Genomic DNA, 20,667 nt, shown 5'->3' with positions numbered 1-20,667 from the left:
TACCTAATTAAAGAGTCTGAGTCAAAAATTGCATCATGCTGTCAACGGTTTCAATGGCTCGTGCATTGATTTCATAGGCTCGTTGTGCCTGGATCATGTTGACCAATTCTTCAACCACATTGACGTTAGACGCTTCAAGCGACCCCTGCTGTAGCAAGCCCAGTCCCGAATTCCCAGGGTTATCCGTCTGCGCAGCCCCACTGGCTACGGTTTCAAGATACAAGTTCTGGCCGATGGGCTGCAATCCGCCGGGGTTAATAAAATCCGTCAGCTGCATGGTACCAATCTGGGTAGGTACGTTGTTTCCGGCAACGACTACGCTGACGGTTCCGTCCGAACCGATAGTAATGTTTTGCGTCTGTTCAGGAACAGAAATGGGCGGTTGCACCACATAACCGTTCGCAGTCACGATTTGCCCTTGCGAATCCAGCATGAATGTGCCATCGCGTGTATAAGCCTGGGTACCATCGGGTAAGAGCACCTGAAAAAAACCGCGCCCAAGAATGGCAACATCCAGCGGGTTATTGGTATTTTGAATAGGTCCCTGGGTGAAGATTTTCTGGTTAGCGACCAGACGTACCCCGGTTCCCATATAGATCCCTGTTGGGATTTCGGTATTTTGCGTCGACAAGGCACCAGCCTGACGCAGGTTCTGGTAAATTAAATCCTCAAAATCGGCACGTCCTTTTTTAAATCCGGTGGTGCTAACGTTGGCAAGGTTATTTGCGATGTTTGTAATGTTTTCGGATTGCGCATCAAGACCGGTTTTACTGACCCATAGTGCTGGTTCCATAGCTATTCCTTGTCATTGCCTACTGAATACTGAATTGCTGCCTTACTCTTGCAATAGTTGTGCCAATCTCTGGGCGTTTTCATCCACCGTCTGCATGACCTTAAGCTGGGCTTCAAATTCGCGGCCAGCGGCTATCATGTTGACCATTTCCGTAACGGCATTGACGTTGCTGCCTTCAAGCGCCCCATTGACGACACGGATGGCTGGATCAGGTACGGCAGCGCCGCCGGTGAGGTGCATTAAGCCATCCAGGCCCTTGGTCAGATTCTTCGGTTCAATTTTAACAACCTTCAAACGATCGATTACCGAGACTTCACGCGGATCGCCATCCAGGGGCACAATGGAAATAGTGCCGTCATTGCCTATGTTAATGCTTTTCGCAGGGGGAATGGAAATTGGCCCGCCATCGCCTAAAACCGGCAGTCCAGAGGCCGTTACCAGCATCCCGGTCGATGTTAAGTGAAAATCCCCGGCACGGGTATAGGCTTCTTTTTTTTGGGCATCCTGCACCGAAAACCAACCATCCGGGCCTTGAATCGCCACATCCAAATCGCGGCCAGTAGTCATTATCCCGCCCTGGGAAAAATTAGTGCCGTTCGCCTCTTCGATGGGTAGAGCCTGATCGATAATAGCAGGGCCCACTACAAACATGGATTCTGCCTGGAATAAATCAGCTTTAAAGCCAGGGGTGTTGGCATTAGCCAAATTATTGGCAGTCACATTCTGGCGGTCAAAATTAACCTGCGAACCATGCATCGCATTATATAAAATAGGTTCCATCATTTACTCCCGTCTTTATTATTCTTATGAGTGACCAGCAGTAAGTGCCCTATTAACGAATATTAATAATGGTCTGCGCCATCGCATCGCCAGTCTGAATCACTTGCGCGTTTGCCTGGAAATTACGCTGAGCGGTTATCATCTTGACCAGTTCCGCTGTCAAATCCACGTTAGATCCTTCGAGCGCTCCCGATTGAATCAAACCAAGGCTTGCAGTACCTGCGACACCGACCAGCGGTTGCCCTGAAGAGGATGTTTCAGCCCAGTTGTTGTCGCTGATGCTTTGCAGACCGTCAGGGTTTGAAAAATTCGCTAACAACACCTGCCCCATGGCCCGTGACTGACCATTGGTATAGCGTCCAAAAATAACCCCTTCCTCATCAACATCCAGCCCTTCAAGACGGCCGGTTGTCACGCCATTTTGCACGTTGGATTGCACGGCGAACGGGCTGCCGAACTGGGTGCTGTCAGAAAAATCAACCGTAAAATTCAATGGCTGGGCGCCATTACTTAAGGTCTGGGTCAATGGAATCAGGTTATTGGCCAAGGGGTTGTTGGCTGTATCTGTCGCACTGGCAAAGGTGCCGTCATCATTGAAATTGACCCGAAACAGGTTATCGGTGTTGTTGGGACCCACGTTAGCCGGTACGTTCTGGTTATCGATCTGAAACGCGACATACCATTGGTTTTGAGTACCCGGCGGAGAGGCTGCATTGGGTGTACCCGCGGCAGCGGCCGCATCGGCACGGATAAAATACATGGTCAAAACATGGGAATTACCCAAACTGTCATAAATGGTCGATGACGTGGGGTTATTATAGGTATCCGTAGCCGGCGTAGCCCCTCCAACCCAGGCCACTGACGGTGGCGTGCTGTTGGCAAAGAGATTCACACCCACCTGGGCATTGGTGGTGGCGTTAGGCGGTACGTTTGACGTATTAATGCTTAAATCGCCAACCGTGGTGGTGATGTTGCCGCTGGCATCCGCCTGGTAGCCCACCAGCCGTTGTTGCGAAGCATTCACCACAAAGCCATCATTGCTGACACCAAATGAACCAGCACGGGAATACAGGCGTGTCCCCCCGCTGCTTAGGGTAAAAAATCCGGAGCCGGTAATCGCTAAATCCAGGCTGTTATTGGTAAATGATAAAGGTCCCTGACCAAACATTTGCTGAACGCGGGAAAGGCGCACACCGCTGCCTATCGCATACCGGCCGCCGCCGAAAGCACCAGTGGAATAAACATCAGCAAATTCTGCTCTGGACATTTTAAAGCCAGTTGTGGAGGCATTAGCGATGTTATTGCCAATAACCTCCAAGTCGCTGGTCGCAGCCTGAAGACCACTGATTGCTGTTCCAAATACCATAGCGTTATCCTCCAATTAAAATCAATAAAACGCATTGACTGCTTATCAGGCAGTAATTTGACGAACGTCGCTTAAAGCCACTGAACCAATACCGGCCACATTCAATCGAACGCCCTCACCATTCTGGCCGAGATTAACGCTGTCAACATTGGCAGCCACCATGGTTTTTAAAGCCACTTCCTGGCCCTGGAAATTACCTGTCACTTTGATGGTGTATTTACCGGAGGGCATACGCTCACCTTTTTGATTCATGCCATCCCAGCCGAATTGGAATAGGCCCAATTCATGCGTCCCCAGGGGGATAGTACGGACTAACTCACCATTCTCACCGTAAATGGAAGCGGTCAGATTTGATACTGGTGCCGGAAGGTCAACAGCAGCATTCGCCTCACCTTCAGCACCCAGCTTAAATGTGCTGCTGGGTATCAGTACCTTGCGGCCGACTAAAGCTGAAGCCTGAAGTGCCTGATTGGACTGGAGTGACGAAGCCAACTGGGTAATGGACTGCTCCATACGAGCGATACCGTCATTAGTACTGAATTGAGCCAATTGCGCCAAAAAATCGCCATTTGTTTTTGGGTCCATGGGGTCCTGATTACGTACCTGAGCAATCATTAAGCGTAGAAAATCTTTTTGTCCCAGGCTCTGATTACCGCTGGTAGTCGGTACACCAGGCATGTTCACACTGGTATTGATGCCATTAATGGAAGCCATAATTTAAACTCCTTACTGTCCCAACTGTAGTGTTCGTTGCATAAGCTGTTTGGCGGAGCTAATCACTTCAAGGTTGACTTGATAAGCCCGTGAAGCCGAAATCATATTCGCCATTTCCTCGACAAAATTGACATTGGGTACGTACACATACCCGGCTTCATTTGCGAGAGGATTGCTGGGATCGTAGCGAAGAACCGGTTCGAGTTCGCTTTCATAAATCCCGGCCACCTGCACTCCCGCTGCTGCGCTTCCGGCAATAGCATTGCGTACGGACAGATTCGCCTGCTCCTGCATGGATTGAAAAAGCGGATACTGGGGCCGATACACATCATCCGGGTTACCGGCCACCACATTGGCATTACTCATATTGCTGGCACTGGTTGACATACGGGTCGTTTCAGCAACTAATCCAGAACTGGCAATATCAAATATCGTATTCAATGACATACCTTATTCCCCTCTCAATGCCAACATCATGTTTTTTATCTTGCTGTCCAAAAACGTTAAACTGGCCTGGTACGATAAGGAGTTACGCAAAAACTCCGTTGTTTCTATGTCTTTATCCACTGTGTTACCATCCAGTGACGATTGGGTTGGAATTCGGTACATGATTTGAGACGAATAGCCATTTTTGGCCACAATGTGACCAGGTTGGTCAGTAATCATCCTGCCAGCTGATGATGACGACATAGCCTGTTTTAACGTCTCATTAAAATCAATGTCTCTTGCTTTGTAATTGGGTGTATCAGCATTAGCCAGGTTGTTTGCCAGTTGCGATGCCCGCTGGTCGCGGATCAGTAACGCTTTGGCATGTACCCCCAGATAGCTGTCCAAATCAATTGTCATGCTCCCTCCTCACGCTGACTTACGTTTAACAAAGCAATTGCTATGCCAAATACCGGTTATTTGGTAGCATAGCCAGTGCCAAGAATACTGATTACAGCGAGCAATTTATGAGCAACCATAGTCTCCCTCTCCCTCTGGATGCTGAAGAACAAATACAAACGTATCTGTTGCAATTACAGCAAGAAATCTGCCAATCTTTGCAAGCCATTGATGGTAAAGGTGTTTTTATTGAAGATACCTGGAAGCGGGAAGGCGGTGGCGGCGGATTATCCCGCGTGCTCGAAAAGGGCAACGTGTTTGCCAAAGCCGGCGTTAATTTTTCTCATGTGCATGGAGAAAGTTTGCCGTCTTCAGCCACCCTCCTTCGTCCGGAGCTAAGCGGCCGGCAGTTCTCGGCCCTGGGTGTTTCTTTGGTTATTCACCCTGAAAATCCCTACGTTCCCACGTCACATGCCAATATACGTTTTATTATGGCTGAGAAAGAAGGCCAGCCGCCCGTATGGTGGTTTGGTGGTGGGTTTGACTTAACCCCGTATTACGGATTCGAAGAGGATTGCCGCCATTGGCATCAAACCGCCAAAGACGCCTGCCAACCCTTTGGCGAAGACCTTTACCCTCGTCTTAAAGCCTGGTGCGATCGTTATTTCTACATCAAGCACCGCAATGAGGCGCGCGGCATCGGTGGCCTTTTCTTCGATGATTATAATGAAGGTGGTTTTGATAACAGCTTCGCCTTGATGCGCAGTGTAGGCGATCACTTCCTCAAAGCCTATCAACCCATCGTGACGCGACGAAAAGATACACCCTATGGGGAACGTGAGAAGGAATTCCAGCTGTACCGGCGCGGTCGCTACGTCGAATTTAACCTCATTTACGACAGAGGCACCCTGTTTGGCCTGCAATCCAGCGGCCGGACAGAGTCCATTCTCATGTCCTTACCGCCAGAAGTCTATTGGCAATACAATCTGCAGCCGGAGCCTGATTCTCCCGAGGGTCGTCTGTACAGCGATTTTTTACCAGCCAGAGACTGGCTAGGGTAGAGACTTTGCCGGGTTTGTTGAGTGGGTTCATCGCAAACCCGGATTAATGACGGCGGATACCCCACCACAATACCATGGCCGCAATGGCATTGAAGACGCCCAGCAATAAAAACAGAAACGCGATGCTCATTTTGAAATGAATAAGAATCATTAATAACACACTGCCTACGACCATGGCCAGAGCATTTAAAATGTTGTTGGCGGCCACTGTGCGGGCACGCTCGTGCTCAGGGCAACTGACTTGAATGAACGTGTACAGCGGTACAATAAAAAGCCCTGCGGAAAATGCAAACAGAAAGAAATCAAACGCCACAAGCCAGTTGGAAAAATGCAGCAAAAAGCGACCCAGCGACTGCAAAGGCAACTGTTCATCCACGGCAGGCGTTATCCAATAAAGAGTCATCGCAAACAAAGACAACAGCAGCATGGCGGGCGGTACATACTTCAACGTAATAATCCCTTTAAGGAAATGGCCAATGCTGAGTGAGCCCAAGGCAATACCTATGGAAAATAAAGCAAGAAACAGTGCGAAAACGGTCGTATCCGCGCGCAGCACATAATGGGTATAATCAGGCAGCTTGGTTGTTATAACCGCCCCAATCAGCCAAAACCAGGAAATGGTCAGTATGGCTGGCAGTGTGACACGATTGGCAAAGGTCAATCGCATCATGGTGAGGGTGGCCCGCCAGACATGCCAATCAATCGCCACACTGGCCTTGCCGGGTGCCGGGGGAATAAACCAACTGGCCACCAATCCAGCCAGGGCTGCACTGATAACCAGCCCAATGGCATACCCTACATGGGAATGGGTCGTGCCAATGGTCAGAGCGCCCAGGGTTGTGCCGAGAAGGATAGCAATAAACGTGCTGGCTTCAATCAAGGCCGTGGCCCCCAATAATTCCTCGCGGGCCAAATGATCAGGCAGGATGGCATATTTAATAGGGCAAAAAAAAGTAGAATGGATGCCCATACCCATCAGCACCAGCAAAAGCAGTGTCATGCTTTGGAGTTTAAAGGCAACACTACCTATGACCATTAGCACCAACTCGAACACCTTGATAATCTTTGTCATCATGGCTTTATCATACTTATCCGCCAATTGCCCGCTGGTCGCTGAGAATAAAAAAAAAGGAAGAATAAATAAGGCGCCGGATAGAGCCTGATAAAATTCAGAATGCGATTGCGACGAGGCCAGGTGATAACTGATTAAGGTTAGCATGGACAGTTTAAAGGCATTGTCATTGAAGGCCCCAAAAAACTGAGTAATAAATAATGGCAAAAATTTTCTTTTTTTCAACAGGTAAACTTCGCTCAAGGTCATGCGTCTCCCTTCTTACGGCAAGTGGGAGCAACTTACTGGTAATAACAAGCAAAGTCAAATTATCCGTTTTTAAGTGCAAATTGCTACAATTTAGAGCAATTTTATGGTTTAATAGGTCTTTTTTTTACTGAAACGAGACGCTATGGCTTTAATTCGTGCGATTTCACTGGATTTTGACGGGGCTATTTTTAACGATGATTTCCATCAACATAAGGATGTCATTAGAGCCAATAAAAGCCTGCTCGATCAGATTGCAAATAATGCAGAAGGTTATGAAGGCACCACCCTCTATGCCGGAACCAACCGCCAATCCGTGAGTGATGACCGAGCCAATGCCTACCGCAATAAAACCGGCTCCGCCTTCCCTCACCTTATAGCATTAGCCGCCTATTTTAAAGGCAGGCATAAAGTCAAACTGGATCGCTTCCTTTTAACCGATCTTTACCACCAGCGCAAAGCAGGGCAATCCTTTAATGAGGCCATCTCATTATTAGCAAACGAGGGTGTCGATTACGATGAGGAAAAGATAAAAAAAGGACCATTTAAGGATTGGCTGCATGACCAAAGCAAACTGACAGTCCTCTATGCTCAAATTCATCGCTTTGCCAAAAAGCATTCCAAGGACACCCTCGATTTTTATTTTTATGATGACCGGAACGATATTCTCGACAAGCTCCATGCCTATTTCAAACAAAATCCGCATCGACTTCCCGATAATCTTTGCCTGCATCTTAAACGTTATTGTGGCGAAGGCTCCCTGAACGATTACCCCCCTATTCAAGGTACCGGTAAAATTGACAAGCATTATAAAGCGACCGTCAAACGCCTTGCGGCAGACACACTGGAATCCCTGCAGTTCCAGAAGAAATCCCCCGCTAACACCAAGGGTAGGCCGGTTCGAACCTATAAAGAAGCAGAAGAAAGTAATTTTGTACTGACAGCCACGTTGGATTGCATCAGCGACTGCCAGCTTCTGGCCACCCAACCAATACCCGCAGCCGTTACACCGCTGGCTCAACCCATGGCTCCTGATGAGATTGCGCTTGAAAAAAGCCCGTCCTGGCAATCGTTTTCAAAACCCACACTGGAAAATCACGGCTCTCTTTTTTTAAGGCAGATTGCAACACCGCTGCCCTCACAACCACACTCTTCAGAGTCTTCCCATAGTCATTCAGAATCAAGCGAGCAGGCCTCGAAAAGCCTGAGTGCCGGCGATGAGGCAAGCGCTTCGGCAGTCATACTTACAACCCCAGAAGAAGGACTAAAAGCGGGCAAAGCACTCACGCCTGTCGGTGAAGATAAAAAATCAGATGCCATAGCCTGGCAGTTTTACAGACCAACAAGTTACCCTCTGCCTGAAAAACCGATGCTAAGACAGGCTGCAAGTGCCCCCGCCATATTGCCCGCCCCTGAGGAAAAAGAAAAACAGCCAGGGCAGTTTCTTTGATAGCTTAACACCCTCGAGCCAGCTCTCTTGTCTGGCTTAGCGGCCTGGTTTTGGCTGGCATTCCTGGGGAATCAACGGGCAGCTGTAAGCATTGCGTGCGACATTGAAAATCAGATTGCCATGATGATAAACAGGATTATGGTGTACTTCGCCTACGCAATTCAGTAACCATTGCCTTTTGCTCCCAAGAACAACAAAATCGCTGTGTTGCGTACTGACCGGCATACTCACCAGGCTTCGCAAACTGATGGGAGTAGATTCCAAGGCTGTTTGTTTTGTCGATTGGTAGTGGATGTACAGGGGTGTATCTTGTCCATTTAATTTCGCATGCGCCTCCATGGCTTCCAGATGCCCATCTTCGCAACGCCAGTAGGCTTTGTAATCGTCGGCAAAAGCCCAAGCCGAAAAAATGGTTAAAATAAAAGCGGATAATGCGGTTTTCATGTTTTTTCCTTAGCGCCAGTCTTAGCGCCCGTTTGAAACCTCTACCAATGACCCATCATTGATTGGTTTTCTCCCCCCGCTGTGCAGCACGGTGGCTTAATGATGCAATAATTTTTTCCAGACTATGTTGATGGGGCGGCTGTTGCTCAACAATCGCCCGGGTACGTTGTTCACAATACTCCTTTACCTCCCGATCAGGCAATATGTAAAAAGTCCCTTTCTCGACTTCGTTGAGGATATGTTCCGCCACGTCTTCGGCAGGGCGGCTGCGGGCAATTAACTCTTCAAGCATCGTATGCAGCGTATCAGTATGAAGCGGCGCGGAATTGGTTAACAACGACGTATTGGCAAAGGATGGGCAGGCAACAGAAACAGTCACCGGCTTTTGCAATCGCTGCAAATCAAAATGCAGGGATTCAGACAAGGCCACGATGGCATGTTTGGACATGGCGTAAGCCGCCATCTGCGAGCCGCTGCATAATCCATAGAAACTGGCCATATTAATGACATGGGATGGATGCTCTTGCTTGAACAGAACCGGTAAAAACGCCTGCAACCCATGAATAACGCCGAAAAGATTTACATCCATGACTTTACGGATGTGTTCGCTGGTTAATTCCCATATGGGAGCAAAGTGGCCGCTGATGCCCGCGTTATTAAACAACATGTCCACGCGGTTAAAACGTTCGAAGGTTTGTTTGACCAGATGCCTTAAGCTGTCAGGGCGCGACACATCACAAACTACCCCCAGCACGTCATTGCTGGTTGCAGCACTGAGTTGCTCCACCTGATCACAGAGAGTACTGACGGCATTGTCGGCCATGACGACATGGATACCTCGCCTGATACAAGCCTGGGTTAATGCCAAACCAATACCGCTGGCAGCGCCAGTGATCACCGCGACCCGTTCATTAGCATTCACTTCGATTCCCCGCTGCCACAATCATGGAAATATGATCATAGCGATTCTTAAGCGGGGTGGTCAAGCCAAGGCAATGAGCTGCTGCAGATTTAAGTTATCTGCAGCATTCGCAAAGACTTATTCGCTGACAATGACGACATCCTGGGCTTTAAATCCCTTAGGACCTTTGTCAAGAATAAAAGTTACGGTATCGTTTTCATGGAGCGTTCTAAATCCAGAGCCTTGGATATCTTTATAATGTACAAATATGTCATCACCCTGCTGATTGACAATAAATCCAAATCCCTTTTTTTCATTGAACCATTTAACATGGCCACTTTCTCTTTGCGACATTCACTATCCCCTTTGTCTTTAGCTCCTCTACCTGGAAGGGTAGATCTAATACTTTAGCATCCACTCCAGTTCAAATTGCGCGGACAACCCATAAGGAATACCCTGATACCATCAAATTTGCGCTACAATGGATACGTCGTCATGCCAGACCCAACTGACATACTCTTAGCATATCAGTTTTTTGTTGATTGTTAACGATTTTTTTTAATATTGAGGTGGAGGCCCGCTATTTTGAACAGTATGAACAATTCTATGATGGCTTACTCTAAAAATGAATTTATTCGCATGGCCATAGCCTGCAATGTACTCAAATTTGGTGAGTTTACGCTTAAATCCGGACGAAAAAGCCCTTATTTTTTTAATGCCGGCCTGTTTTATCAAGGCGACGCATTGCGACATCTCGGTCATTTTTATGCCAAGGTCATTATCGATCATCAAATTGATTGCCGGCACCTGTTCGGGCCTGCCTATAAAGGCCTCCCCTTAGCCACAGCCACAGCTATCGCACTGGCTGAACGCGGTGTTAACACCACGGTCACCTTTAACCGCAAGGAAGTCAAGGATCATGGCGAAGGCGGTCAATTAATCGGCGCCCCGCTTTCTGGCAATACCATTATGATTGACGATGTGATCTCGGCAGGCACGGCCTTTCGCGAGGCGCAACACCACATCCAAACCCATGGTGGACATTTAACCACTGTCGTGATTGCCCTTAACCGTTGCGAGCGCGGTGCAGGCCATACCTCAGCGGTGGCGGAAATTGAAGCCCAGGGCATCCGGGTATTATCAATCGTCACTTTTTTTGATTTGGTGGAGTACCTGAATGGCGAGGGAGCAACGGAGGAAGTGAAACGCATGCAGGCTTACCGCGAGCAATACGGTTATTAACGCCGGTGTCGGGCTAAGCCCGACATCAACGAACAATTAATAAGCGGCAATATCAATCGTTTTAATTTTTTGGGTCAATTGCTTACCCTGGCGGTTAATGGTCAAATTGACGGTGTCGCCCACTTTAATATCCGTCAGCAGATTATAAAGCGCATCGTAATTTTTTACGGGATGGCCGTTCAGCGCAACAATGATGTCGCCCAGTTGAATACGTCCCCAGTTGTCGCGATGGGTCCCGCGCAAACCTGCTTTAGCCGCCGGTGTGTTAGGCAGTACATCAGCAATCAGAATACCTTTGACAATACCAAGACGGTTAGCGATGCTGGGTTCAACACGCTGAATGCCAATACCAGCCAGAACGACCCGGCCGTTTTTAATCAATTGCGGCACGATACGCTGGATGTCATCCGCCGGTACGGCAAAGCCGATACCTGCCGAGGAACCGGAGTTGGAATAAATAGCGGTATTCATACCAATTAACTGGCCTTTTGAGTCCAACAGGGGGCCGCCCGAATTACCAGGATTGATTGACGCATCGGTTTGAATCATATCACGGATAGTCACGCCGCCCGCGCCAGGCACCTGACGGCCCAATGCGGAGATAACCCCAACAGTCAGGCTATGATCAAGCCCAAAGGGGTTACCGATGGCGATTACTTTTTGTCCTACCAGCAGATTGCCAGTACGGCTTAACTCAAATGGTTTAAAGCCTTTTAATTTTTCCAGCACCTGCGGTGACGTAATTTGTAATACCGCAATGTCTTTGCGGGGCTCAGAGCCTATCACCTTGACCGGTACCGTCTTGTTGTCAATGGTTACATTTAATTGATCAGCGCCATGGATAACATGGTAATTGGTCACAATATGCCCTTTATCATCCCAGATAAACCCTGAACCCGCACCCGCAGGGACATGTGCTTTCTGGTAAGCATGATTTGCTGTCGGTTTAATGACATTGGCTAAGCGATGCACATAAACGACCTTGGGTGAAAAGCGTTGGAACACCTCAATGGTATTTCGCTCATTGGGCAGCAGGTCATTAAGGCTGGTTGCATTAAGTGAAGGTAAAAACAGCAGCGACAACAAAAAAACGGCACTGCGAAAAAATTTATTGCTCATCCCCAAACTCCATACCAATAGCGCCAGTTAAACGTTTGCGAATACTCTGGCGAGCCAATAACTTATCAATAACAGATTTAGGAAAATCGGTTATCGTAATTATATTTTTACTGATTAAAACGTCAATCAAGTCTTCCAAAACCCGGATCAATTGCAGATCGGACTGGATGAGTTTATACCGTTCGTGTCCCTCACAACGACTCAGGAATTCGATAATTTCCGGATTATCGAGCCGCAGCTGTTCTGCCGGACCTTCTCCCTGCTCGGCAATTGCAGTGATTCGACCGCTCTTGTCACGCCTAATATAAACCACTTGGATCATCCTCTGATATCATTGGTTGAATTATGCACTATTTTAATGCATTTGACCATTAAAAAACGTAACTATTTGGAGAGAAGGTGATATTTTGATAGACACCCCCTCACCGGAAAGGCGGAGAAGTTATAAGGGGGGTATCATTTCGATTGGCCCCCTCTCCTGGGGAGAGGGCGATAAGCATGTCGATCAATTCACAGCGAATTCCACTTTCTTGGTGCTTTTGCCAAGAGTCGGTTTTTCATCCGACGTGTCGTCATCGGCTGAATTATCGCTGGTTTCATCTTTGGCATTCTCATCGGTTTCATTAATATCGGTTTCCGCATCGGCAACGTCTTCACGTCGTTGGGTTTCTTTTTTAGCCTGTTCCGGATCAATGCCATTGGATATTCTGAAAAAACCCAGCAGGAATTCAAACGGCAACTTGAGCGCCGCTTTAAATGTCGAAGTGGTTGATTTCAAACTGTCCCGGGCGACATGCTCGCTATTGTAATTATGGCGCAGGTAAATTTTTTCCAATAATCCTGTGTGGCGCTGATAAATGGTATCGAGGTGGCGATTGCGCCGCCCTTCCTGATCAAGCAGGTAATCCTGCAGTTCGGCATGGCTATCCCAAAGCGCCGCACGGCGTTTTTGCAGCAGAGCGAGCTCATGGTCATAAAACTCGATTTCCTTATCGATTTCACGTTTTAGCTTATCGCAGGCTTCCTTGCGTCCAGGTGCTTGTTCGCCGCAAATGATGGTCTCGGACTCTTTAATCGCGACTTCACCGTAGCGGTGGATCAACGCTTCTTTCTTTTTAAGAATCTCTTCAATCTTTTGATCAAGGTACTGAATGGCTTCCTTATTGGATCCCAAGGCCTGATAATGGGAATCAAACCGCTTGTTGCTGGCCATTTGCTGGCGAAGTTTGTTTAATTCTTCCGCCTCCTGAGCCAGGGCACGCAACTGCGCCTCGTCATTTAAGTTTTTATCCCGGCTGACTAATAATTGTCGAATAAAAGCGGCCAGAATCCCGACTACTCCAAATACTGCCGCGCAGATAATAGCAATAGTGACTGGTTCCATGCTCACGCTCCTTATTGCAAGTGAATCAATTGAGTGTGGATATCGACCGTAAAATAGCGGCTGAATGCCTGGTAGGAATCAATCTCAGGCCACTGTTCTTCCCGGTCGCACATGCGCAGCATCTCGGCTTCGAAAATGGGGCGGTAATTCTCTTTTAAGAAGGGTTTAATGTCGGCTAAGCGATCGAAGTTTTTAATCACCACCGTCGCATTTTCTGCCAGATGGGAAATATTGACCCGTTCAAGCACATTGGATAACTCATGATCATCCTCAACCGTGGTTTTCATCCATTTTAATAACACCGAGCGGGGTCTGACGCGGAGGAGTTGGCGGCCTTCGGCGACTGAATTTTCCATCAACACAATATGGGAATGCAGTTCAAACTTAAAGCAGCAGAGAAAATCCAGGAAACTTCCTTCGATGTCGTTACGTGCATCTTTTCCCAACCAACGGCAGATTTCGTGTCTGAACATTGTAGGAAAATGACGTTCAATTTCGTTTAAAGTCTCTTCATCATTTGTTTGTTTTGCTATAACATAAGCCGTATTGTCTGTTTGCAGTAAACGTAAATCGGGTAAATCGATGTCGTTTATTTGAGCGGCCAGGAAAGATAAAAAAACCTTGGTGGGTTTGAGAACAATTATTTCCCATTGACTTGGTTGCATGACGCTCTCCTTGTTTTAATTGACTCATCCTGAGTAAAACTAAAGCAAAATCAAAACGCCTTGTCTCCCCTTTTCTTATAGGGAAGACTATCAGGTTACCTCTATAGAAATTAAATTGCAATAGATTTTTTTTAACTGCCCACCCATCCCCCCCTCCTGAAAAAGCAAAGGATGCGCCTTGGAAGCTGCCCTGACCGTACATAAAATTTTGGTTCACTTGACAGCCATAGCGTATTGTATATGCTTGCGGCTTTTATTCTGTTGTTAAATCATGACCACCCTTAAAAAACTGGTGCTTGCTCTTTTGATTCCACTGCTGCTGGCTTGTATCATCATGTGGGGAATAGTCAACTCGCTGAAACCAGACACCATCAAGGCTTATGTTAATGCCGAACTGCAACAGCTGACAAATGAGTCCGGCCAGATTAAAGGGGACGTGAGCTGGCATGTGTTCCCCCGCCCGCGAATCAAGATAACACAGGTCGAGATTGGCGATGCCGCTAACCCCAAGCCCTTGGCCATTACCATCGATAACCTCCTGCTTAACCTTAAGCTGACGCAATTATTACGGGGCAATCTTGTTTTTAGCGAATTGAACGTCGATGGCTTTACCATGCAGATTAACCAACGCCGAGGCAGCACCCCACTTACGACCGGGATAAAACCACCCCGTGCGGTTGATTCCCTGGCAAATCAATTCGCCATAAAAAACTTAATGCTTAGCCACGGTAAACTGGTCTTAACAGGCGACCAGACTCAAATGATCATCTCCGGTTTACAAATCGGCGCGGAACAATTTAACCTGAGCCAGCAACTTTTTCCCTTCCAGTTAAAAGGTAAAATCGCCTTGAGCAAGCAGGGTCAACCGTATGCACATACGCAACTGGTATTTAAAGGAAACACCCGGATTGGGCCGCAGTGGTTTTCGGACGCAGCGCTTAAATCCTGGCCGGTGTTTGGTCAATTGACGCTGCTGGATTTAGGTATTCACCAATTTAAAATCGACCGCATGCAGGCAAATACCTCCTATAAAGAAGGGGTGCTGGATTTAAATCCCCTCACCTTGAGCCTTTATCGCGGCGAATCAGTGGGGGATTTGCACTATGATCCGCAACAGGCAGAGCTCCACGTCAATCAGACGGCAACCGATCTGGACAGCAACAAACTGATTCATGATCTGTTTGCCAAAAAACTGCTGAAAGGCCGTCTTGATTTTTCCCTGCATACCCAAATTGATCTTAAGAATTTCACCTGGCCTCAGTCCGTTAAAGGCAAAGGCAATATCACGGTCAAGGATGGAGCCTTGATGGCGCTTAATGTCAATCAGATGATTCAGGCGGCAAACTCCCGAATTAGTACGCTTTTTATCAATAAAGCGAATGTAACCCAGCCGATTAAACCCGAGGATACCTTGACTAACCCGGCTTTCTTTAAGGGCAACACCGATTTTAAACTCATGGCGTCGCAATACCGCATTGACAACGGTTTGTTAAATAGCCATTTATTTGTTCTGCAGACCAACCGTTTGCAATTGAAGGGTGGCGGTCAAATGAACCTGCTTGATTATTCCCTGTCCGGCAATCTCCTGGCTCACGTGCTCTTTAAAAACGACAAAGCCGATAAAATCCAGCAATTGCTGGGAGGCGCCATTCCTCTGTTGGTGAAGGGGACCATCATTGAACCCTTGATCGTACCGGATATGGAAAAAATTAATCCCTTGTTGACGCAGACCCTCATAACAGAAACCCTGGCGATGCCGATTAAAGCGGTTCACCATCAATTAAAAGCTATCTTTCACTGACATGCATAAGTCCCTGATTGACCAATTCAGCCTGCCGCTCCTAGCCTGGTATGACCAACATGGCCGCAAGGATTTGCCCTGGCAGCATCCGCGCAGCGCCTACCGTGTCTGGGTTTCGGAAATTATGTTGCAGCAAACGCAGGTACAAACCGTTATCCCCTATTTTGAGCGTTTTATGCAAAGCTTCCCCACCGTTTACGAATTGGCTGCTGCCAGCGAAGACCGGGTGATGGCGCATTGGTCAGGCCTTGGGTATTACAGTCGGGCGCGCAACCTGCATCGGACCGCTCAAATTGTTGCCAGCCAATATGGCGGCGCGTTTCCGGACGATCTCACCGCCTTGACCCAACTGCCTGGTATTGGTCCATCGACGGCAGCAGCCATTGCCTCCCAGGCCTTTAACCACCCCACGGCCATCCTGGACGGTAATGTCAAACGGGTATTGAGCCGTTACTTTATGATAGGCGGCAGGCTGGAAAAAGCCGATGTCAAAAATAAACTCTGGCAATTGGCCGGTGACTGCATGCCAAAGTACCGGTGTGCCGATTACACGCAGGCGATTATGGATTTGGGCGCGACTTGCTGCACCAGTAAAAACCCGGCGTGCCACCGTTGTCCGGTGCAGACAACCTGTCTTGCTTTTACTCATGAGAGGGTTAGTGAATACCCGTTTAAAAATCAGAAAAAAATCCTGCCCGTTAGGCATCGGCAATTCTTATTGCTTTGCCGTGATAATCATGAGATTTATCTTGAAAAAAATCCGCCGTCCGGTTTGTGGAGCAGCCTGTGGTGCCTGCCCAGTTTGGATATAGAGAGCCCTGTGCAGCCCTTTCTCCATGACCACTATGGTTTTGATGTCCTTAAAACCGAGAAATTAACGTTCATCAAGCACACGTTCAGTCATTTTCATTTACACATGGAGGCGCATCTTGTTCATACCCAGGCGGTGACAAACAAAGCGCTTAAAAAACCAGGCGGCCAATGGTTTGACGCCGTGGACGCCACTGCACTGGCTCTGGCAAAACCGATACGCGATATCATCAATCGCTATCTTGAACGCCTTACTCATTGCGTGGAATCTTAAGCCCCGCATCTTGCTCTGCTGTGGATACCGCGGACAAGCCGCGGTACGTAGGGATAAGGAAAAGAGAGCATATGCGCGGTACATAGGGATAAGGAAAAGAGCATATGCGCGGTACGTAGGGATAAGGAAAAGAGCATATGCGCGGTACGTAGGGATAGGGAAAAGAGCATATGCGGCACGCAGGACAAAGAATACCATTCGCTGCTTCACGACGTGCCGCGGCTTGTCCGCGGCATCCAGGGTGCATCCCATCTATTTAAAATCACCCAGAAGCTACCCGCTCTCGTTCCTTAATCACGGCGGCGCTGACTCAAGGTCATCAACAGCAGAAAGCCCCCCGCAGCCAACAACAACCCCATCTCGCCAAAGTACAGTTGGTTAACCGGAATGCTTTTCCATTGCGCCAGCAGGTAGTAAAACAGAATAATCACCACGCCTGAAACACTGTTAAACAGAGACTGGACCCTGCCCTGAAATTCCAGGGCCGTCATTTCCTGTGCTAGCGTCGTTAACAAAGCCCAGGCTGAAAAAGAATAACCGATCAGAAAATGGTAAAAAATAGCCATATGGGTATTCTGCGTATGGCTGAATAAATAAAACGAGGCAATACCCAGGATAACCTGCAGCAGAATAATTCTCGGTATGGAAAAGCGCGTTGCCAGCCAGGGGCTAATGCATCCGCCAATGATAATCCCTAAAGAAAACATGGCTTCAAGCCAGCCAAACTGGGTGACATTGCTGTGCAAAATTTCTTTTGCATAAGGCGCGAGCAGTACCGGCGCCGTCATCATGCAGACAAAGAATAACCCCTGCACCAAATAAATAAGCAGCAAGGGAGTGTTGGCCGCAACATAACGACCACCTTCTATGAATTGGGTGTATAACGAATCTGTATTCTCTTTTTCGTCCTGATTGCGGCGGTATTGGATACCAAACAGGAGCAGCATGGCAAACAAATAACAGACGCCATTAATAATAAAACAGGCGGACGATGAGGTCATGGCCAGAATCAAACCGGCACCGCCCATGCCCAAAACCGCTCCGATTTCATAGGCAATATCCACCGTCGCATTGCCATAAAGCAAATCCTTTTTATCAACAATTTCCCTGACAAAAGTCATGGCAACCGGGATATACACAGCCAACAGGCTGCCAATCACCGCGGCTAAGACATAAATAGACAAAGCCGACATGTGATTTTGCGCCAGAAAACCAAAGCCAAACAGGCAGGCGGCGCGCAAACCATTGGCCAGCAACAACAGGAATTTACGGTTGTAGCGATCGGCTATCACACCAAAAAACGGCCCAAGCAAGACATTAGGCAGCCAAAAGCAAGTCATCAACAAGGCCGTAGACACCACCGAGGCACTGAAATGCATCAAGGTCCACACCATAATGATGTAAGTCAGGCCATTACCAAACATAGCCATCATGCAGCTGGCGGTAAACAGGCTGAAGGAACGATTGCGGAATAGATAGAACTGATTGCTTACCATAGTTAATTACCATTTTTTTGTCAGAAACCCGATAGGATCCAATGAATCCGGGTTCATTTTTTAAACTTGAATAACTCATCATGAACCATGAGTGAGTTGCTTTTATCTGACGCCACATCCAGGGTGGCTATAGTGTTAGCTGTTCATTTCTGAAAACACGAAGCAGATAGGCAAATGCCTATTCTTATTTGATTAGGGAATCATAATATCACATTCAGAATGCAATTTGCAAAGTTTTTATACAAAAATTATCGGTTTTATCCTAATCCTGCCTTATACCCCGCTATTTGCTTGATCATTAAACAATGACTGAATAATATTCACTCATTTTGAATATTTGGAATCAATTCGTGCAAAAAGTATTATATTGGCAAGACGTATTAGGTAACAGTGAGGATTTAAACCAATATCAGGGTATCATCAGCAAGCTGTTAAATGGCGATTATAAAGAAGCGGATTTGGAAAAGCTCGCTGGCCATAACGTGTACAGTGTGCGGGTGAACAAAAGCGACCGTTTGCTGTTTAGCACCGTCACGGTCAAAGGTAAATCCTGCCTCTTGCTTTTAGACGTGGTCTTAAACCACGATTACCACAAAAGCCGCTTTTTAAAGCCTCAGGTTTTACGCCAGTTTTTAGAACAGAATGTGCTTAAAGCCCTGGCAAAAGAGGAATTGGCCTTCGTCAAGGCCGACGCCCTGCCGCCTCTGTGGGCTAATCCTAAGTCCAAAGAGGAAGAAGAGACCATTGAATACCAGAAAGTCACCTTCTATAACCAGACTTTCATCACCTTAAGCGATGCGCAGGAAAAAGCCCTAAAAACCCAACTCCCCGCCGTCATCAGCGGCGCGGCCGGCTCAGGCAAGTCCTGTGTGGCCCTCGCTATCCTTGAGCAGGCGGTCACACAGTTCATCTACGCCCCGGAAAAACCCCTGCTCTACATCACCCAATCCGCCAATTTAGCCCAAACCTTGCAGCGCATGTGGGAGCAATTACCCGCCTCGCAAACCGAAGCCGGAAAACAGGTGCAGTTCCTGACTTATCAGCAATTCATTGAACAGCAAGCGAAAGAACTGAAGGACAAAAAAGCGCAGGATAAAGCCAGCTTCATGACCTGGCTCAATCACTACATCGGAAGCTATAACAACAAGGCTAAAGCCGCCAAAAAAATCTTAGCAAAGGAATTCCAGGACTTTCTCAAAAACACCGAATCCATTTATCAGGCCTTTCGCTATTTAAGCGGCTTCCTCCCCGAAAACCCCCAGGGCATCAGCGCAAGGCATGACCAATTTAAAAATGACCATGAGCGGCAATGGCTTATCGAGGCCTACGCCAACTATAAAAAAAGCCACGATGATGAAAAAAATACCGGCTTTAACCCCGAATTCCATACCCTCAAACAACAAGACCTCTATGACCTCATTGTCGTCGACGAAGCCCAAGACCTCTCCGGTCTCCAACTTAAAAACCTCCGCCGTGCCGCACAAAACGGCCAAATCGCCTATTGCATGGACAGCAACCAAAGCCTGATAGACCCCGTGTCACAACGCCCCTTGCTGGTGAGCGAAGGCGCTAACCACATCGAACTCCCAGTCACTTACCGATGCCCAGGTCATGTGGTCAAAGTCGCCAATGCCATCCTCGACCTCAAGCAACGAGTCACCGGTGGACTCGCCGATAAACTCGAATACTCACGCATCATCCTATCCGATGAACAAATAAATAACCCCGGCATCGTTGAATGGATAGAGCCCAATGAATTAAACAAACACCCTCACCTTAAACAATTAGCGCAAACCACCCAATTCGCCGTCGTCACCCTCCCGCAATTCAAAGAAAAAGCCAAAGAGCTATTCGGTACCCCCTTAGTCTTCACCCCGGAAGAAATCAAAGGGCTTGAATACCCTCACATCGTCCTGTACCGCCTCTTTGACGACCCCGTCTTTGGTAAAGCCAACAAAATAATAACCCCAATCACCACCAAAACTGAACCACACCGTGCCAAAGCGGGGCAAGGCGATGAGTCTTTCGCCCCACCATTTAACCAAGTCTTTACTGCCTGCACCCGTCCCACAGAATCTCTAACCTTCGTTGAGGACAGCAGCGCCAATCGACTCAATAACAGCGCCCATCAACTCAATAACATCATCCCCCCAATCAAACAACTCATCAAAAACCTAAACAATCCCAATAACAACAATAACAACAACAGCATCGACCACAAAAC

General features: G+C 47.8%; 21 protein-coding genes. 6 read left to right on the top strand and 15 right to left on the bottom strand.

The features are described from left to right. Positions 1 to 7 precede the first annotated feature (7 nt). From flgG to flgB, 6 genes are read right to left on the bottom strand one after another with little or no spacing between them, the layout of a single operon-like run. Entirely contained in the window at positions 8 to 793 is a 786-nt protein-coding gene (gene flgG, locus Lery_RS11885; RefSeq protein WP_058527468.1) for a flagellar basal-body rod protein FlgG, read from the bottom strand. 42 nt (positions 794 to 835) lie between these two features. Beyond that, a complete protein-coding gene (gene flgF / locus Lery_RS11880; RefSeq protein ID WP_058527467.1) occupies positions 836 to 1,573 on the bottom strand; it encodes a flagellar basal-body rod protein FlgF in 738 nt (245 codons plus the stop codon). A 52-nt stretch (positions 1,574 to 1,625) separates the two neighbouring features. Beyond that, positions 1,626 to 2,939: a flagellar hook protein FlgE gene (gene flgE / locus Lery_RS11875; protein ID WP_058527466.1), complete on the bottom strand. Its 1,314-nt coding sequence runs from the start codon at positions 2,937 to 2,939 to the stop codon at positions 1,626 to 1,628. A gap of 45 nt (positions 2,940 to 2,984) precedes the next feature. Continuing rightward, a complete protein-coding gene (locus Lery_RS11870; RefSeq protein ID WP_058527465.1) occupies positions 2,985 to 3,653 on the bottom strand; it encodes a flagellar hook assembly protein FlgD in 669 nt (222 codons plus the stop codon). Between the two features lie 12 nt (positions 3,654 to 3,665). Further along, a complete protein-coding gene (flgC, locus tag Lery_RS11865) occupies positions 3,666 to 4,100 on the bottom strand; it encodes a flagellar basal body rod protein FlgC (RefSeq protein WP_058527464.1) in 435 nt (144 codons plus the stop codon). Positions 4,101 to 4,103: 3 nt separating this feature from the next. Continuing rightward, positions 4,104 to 4,499, bottom strand: a complete 396-nt coding sequence (gene flgB, locus Lery_RS11860; protein ID WP_058527463.1) for a flagellar basal body rod protein FlgB — start codon at positions 4,497 to 4,499, stop codon at positions 4,104 to 4,106. A 107-nt stretch (positions 4,500 to 4,606) separates the two neighbouring features. On the opposite strand from flgB, the gene hemF reads away from it, so the two are divergent. After that, positions 4,607 to 5,539, top strand: coding sequence for an oxygen-dependent coproporphyrinogen oxidase (hemF, locus tag Lery_RS11855; RefSeq protein ID WP_058527462.1), 933 nt, complete (start codon positions 4,607 to 4,609; stop codon positions 5,537 to 5,539). Positions 5,540 to 5,582: 43 nt separating this feature from the next. Here hemF and Lery_RS11850 read toward each other — a convergent pair whose 3' ends face one another. Beyond that, entirely contained in the window at positions 5,583 to 6,860 is a 1,278-nt protein-coding gene (locus tag Lery_RS11850) for an MFS transporter (protein WP_058527461.1), read from the bottom strand. 142 nt (positions 6,861 to 7,002) lie between these two features. Here Lery_RS11850 and Lery_RS11845 point away from each other — a divergent pair, with 142 nt between their 5' ends. Beyond that, complete coding sequence (locus Lery_RS11845) at positions 7,003 to 8,307, top strand: hypothetical protein (RefSeq protein WP_058527460.1); 1,305 nt, start codon at positions 7,003 to 7,005, stop codon at positions 8,305 to 8,307. Positions 8,308 to 8,343: 36 nt separating this feature from the next. Here Lery_RS11845 and Lery_RS11840 read toward each other — a convergent pair whose 3' ends face one another. The 3 genes from Lery_RS11840 to Lery_RS11830 form a co-directional block, all read right to left on the bottom strand. Further along, a complete protein-coding gene (locus Lery_RS11840) occupies positions 8,344 to 8,751 on the bottom strand; it encodes a hypothetical protein (RefSeq protein ID WP_058527459.1) in 408 nt (135 codons plus the stop codon). A 55-nt stretch (positions 8,752 to 8,806) separates the two neighbouring features. After that, a complete protein-coding gene (locus tag Lery_RS11835; RefSeq protein WP_058527458.1) occupies positions 8,807 to 9,673 on the bottom strand; it encodes an SDR family NAD(P)-dependent oxidoreductase in 867 nt (288 codons plus the stop codon). Between the two features lie 117 nt (positions 9,674 to 9,790). Then, positions 9,791 to 10,006 carry a cold shock domain-containing protein gene (locus Lery_RS11830; protein ID WP_058527457.1) on the bottom strand — a complete coding sequence of 72 codons (216 nt, stop codon included), beginning with the start codon at positions 10,004 to 10,006 and terminating at the stop codon, positions 9,791 to 9,793. Positions 10,007 to 10,261: 255 nt separating this feature from the next. Here Lery_RS11830 and pyrE point away from each other — a divergent pair, with 255 nt between their 5' ends. Then, complete coding sequence (gene pyrE, locus Lery_RS11825) at positions 10,262 to 10,894, top strand: orotate phosphoribosyltransferase (protein WP_058527962.1); 633 nt, start codon at positions 10,262 to 10,264, stop codon at positions 10,892 to 10,894. 36 nt (positions 10,895 to 10,930) lie between these two features. Here pyrE and Lery_RS11820 read toward each other — a convergent pair whose 3' ends face one another. The 4 genes from Lery_RS11820 to Lery_RS11805 all read right to left on the bottom strand — a co-directional run bounded on the left by Lery_RS11820 (position 10,931) and on the right by Lery_RS11805 (position 14,062). Then, positions 10,931 to 12,013, bottom strand: a complete 1,083-nt coding sequence (locus Lery_RS11820; RefSeq protein ID WP_058527456.1) for a S1C family serine protease — start codon at positions 12,011 to 12,013, stop codon at positions 10,931 to 10,933. Further along, the gene (locus Lery_RS11815) at positions 12,003 to 12,326 is read right to left on the bottom strand and encodes a hypothetical protein (RefSeq protein WP_058527961.1); all 324 of its coding nucleotides are present in this window, start codon (positions 12,324 to 12,326) and stop codon (positions 12,003 to 12,005) included. The genes Lery_RS11820 and Lery_RS11815 overlap by 11 nt, the downstream gene beginning before the upstream one ends. A gap of 192 nt (positions 12,327 to 12,518) precedes the next feature. Further along, on the bottom strand, positions 12,519 to 13,397 hold the full coding sequence (locus Lery_RS11810) for a hypothetical protein (RefSeq protein WP_058527455.1): 879 nt from the start codon (positions 13,395 to 13,397) through the stop codon (positions 12,519 to 12,521). Positions 13,398 to 13,408: 11 nt separating this feature from the next. Further along, entirely contained in the window at positions 13,409 to 14,062 is a 654-nt protein-coding gene (locus Lery_RS11805) for a hypothetical protein (protein WP_058527454.1), read from the bottom strand. A 271-nt stretch (positions 14,063 to 14,333) separates the two neighbouring features. Between Lery_RS11805 and Lery_RS11800 the strand changes: the two genes are divergently transcribed. Both Lery_RS11800 and mutY read left to right on the top strand, forming a co-directional pair. Then, positions 14,334 to 15,863 carry an AsmA family protein gene (locus Lery_RS11800; protein ID WP_058527453.1) on the top strand — a complete coding sequence of 510 codons (1,530 nt, stop codon included), beginning with the start codon at positions 14,334 to 14,336 and terminating at the stop codon, positions 15,861 to 15,863. A gap of 1 nt (position 15,864) precedes the next feature. Further along, the gene (gene mutY / locus Lery_RS11795; protein ID WP_058527452.1) at positions 15,865 to 16,947 is read left to right on the top strand and encodes an A/G-specific adenine glycosylase; all 1,083 of its coding nucleotides are present in this window, start codon (positions 15,865 to 15,867) and stop codon (positions 16,945 to 16,947) included. A gap of 290 nt (positions 16,948 to 17,237) precedes the next feature. On the opposite strand, the gene Lery_RS11790 is transcribed toward mutY, so the two are convergent. Further along, a complete protein-coding gene (locus tag Lery_RS11790) occupies positions 17,238 to 18,443 on the bottom strand; it encodes an MFS transporter (protein ID WP_082657204.1) in 1,206 nt (401 codons plus the stop codon). Positions 18,444 to 18,793: 350 nt separating this feature from the next. Here Lery_RS11790 and Lery_RS15545 point away from each other — a divergent pair. After that, positions 18,794 to 20,667, top strand: a 1,874-nt coding sequence (locus tag Lery_RS15545; protein WP_193392313.1) for a DEAD/DEAH box helicase, incomplete at its 3' end; no start/stop codon positions are given.

It is taken from the genome of Legionella erythra (assembly GCF_001467615.1).
In the GTDB taxonomy this organism is placed as follows: Bacteria; Pseudomonadota; Gammaproteobacteria; order Legionellales; family Legionellaceae; genus Legionella_C; species Legionella_C erythra.
Note: the sequence above shows the minus strand (reverse complement) of the source record. Positions and strands in the feature narration are given on the sequence as shown.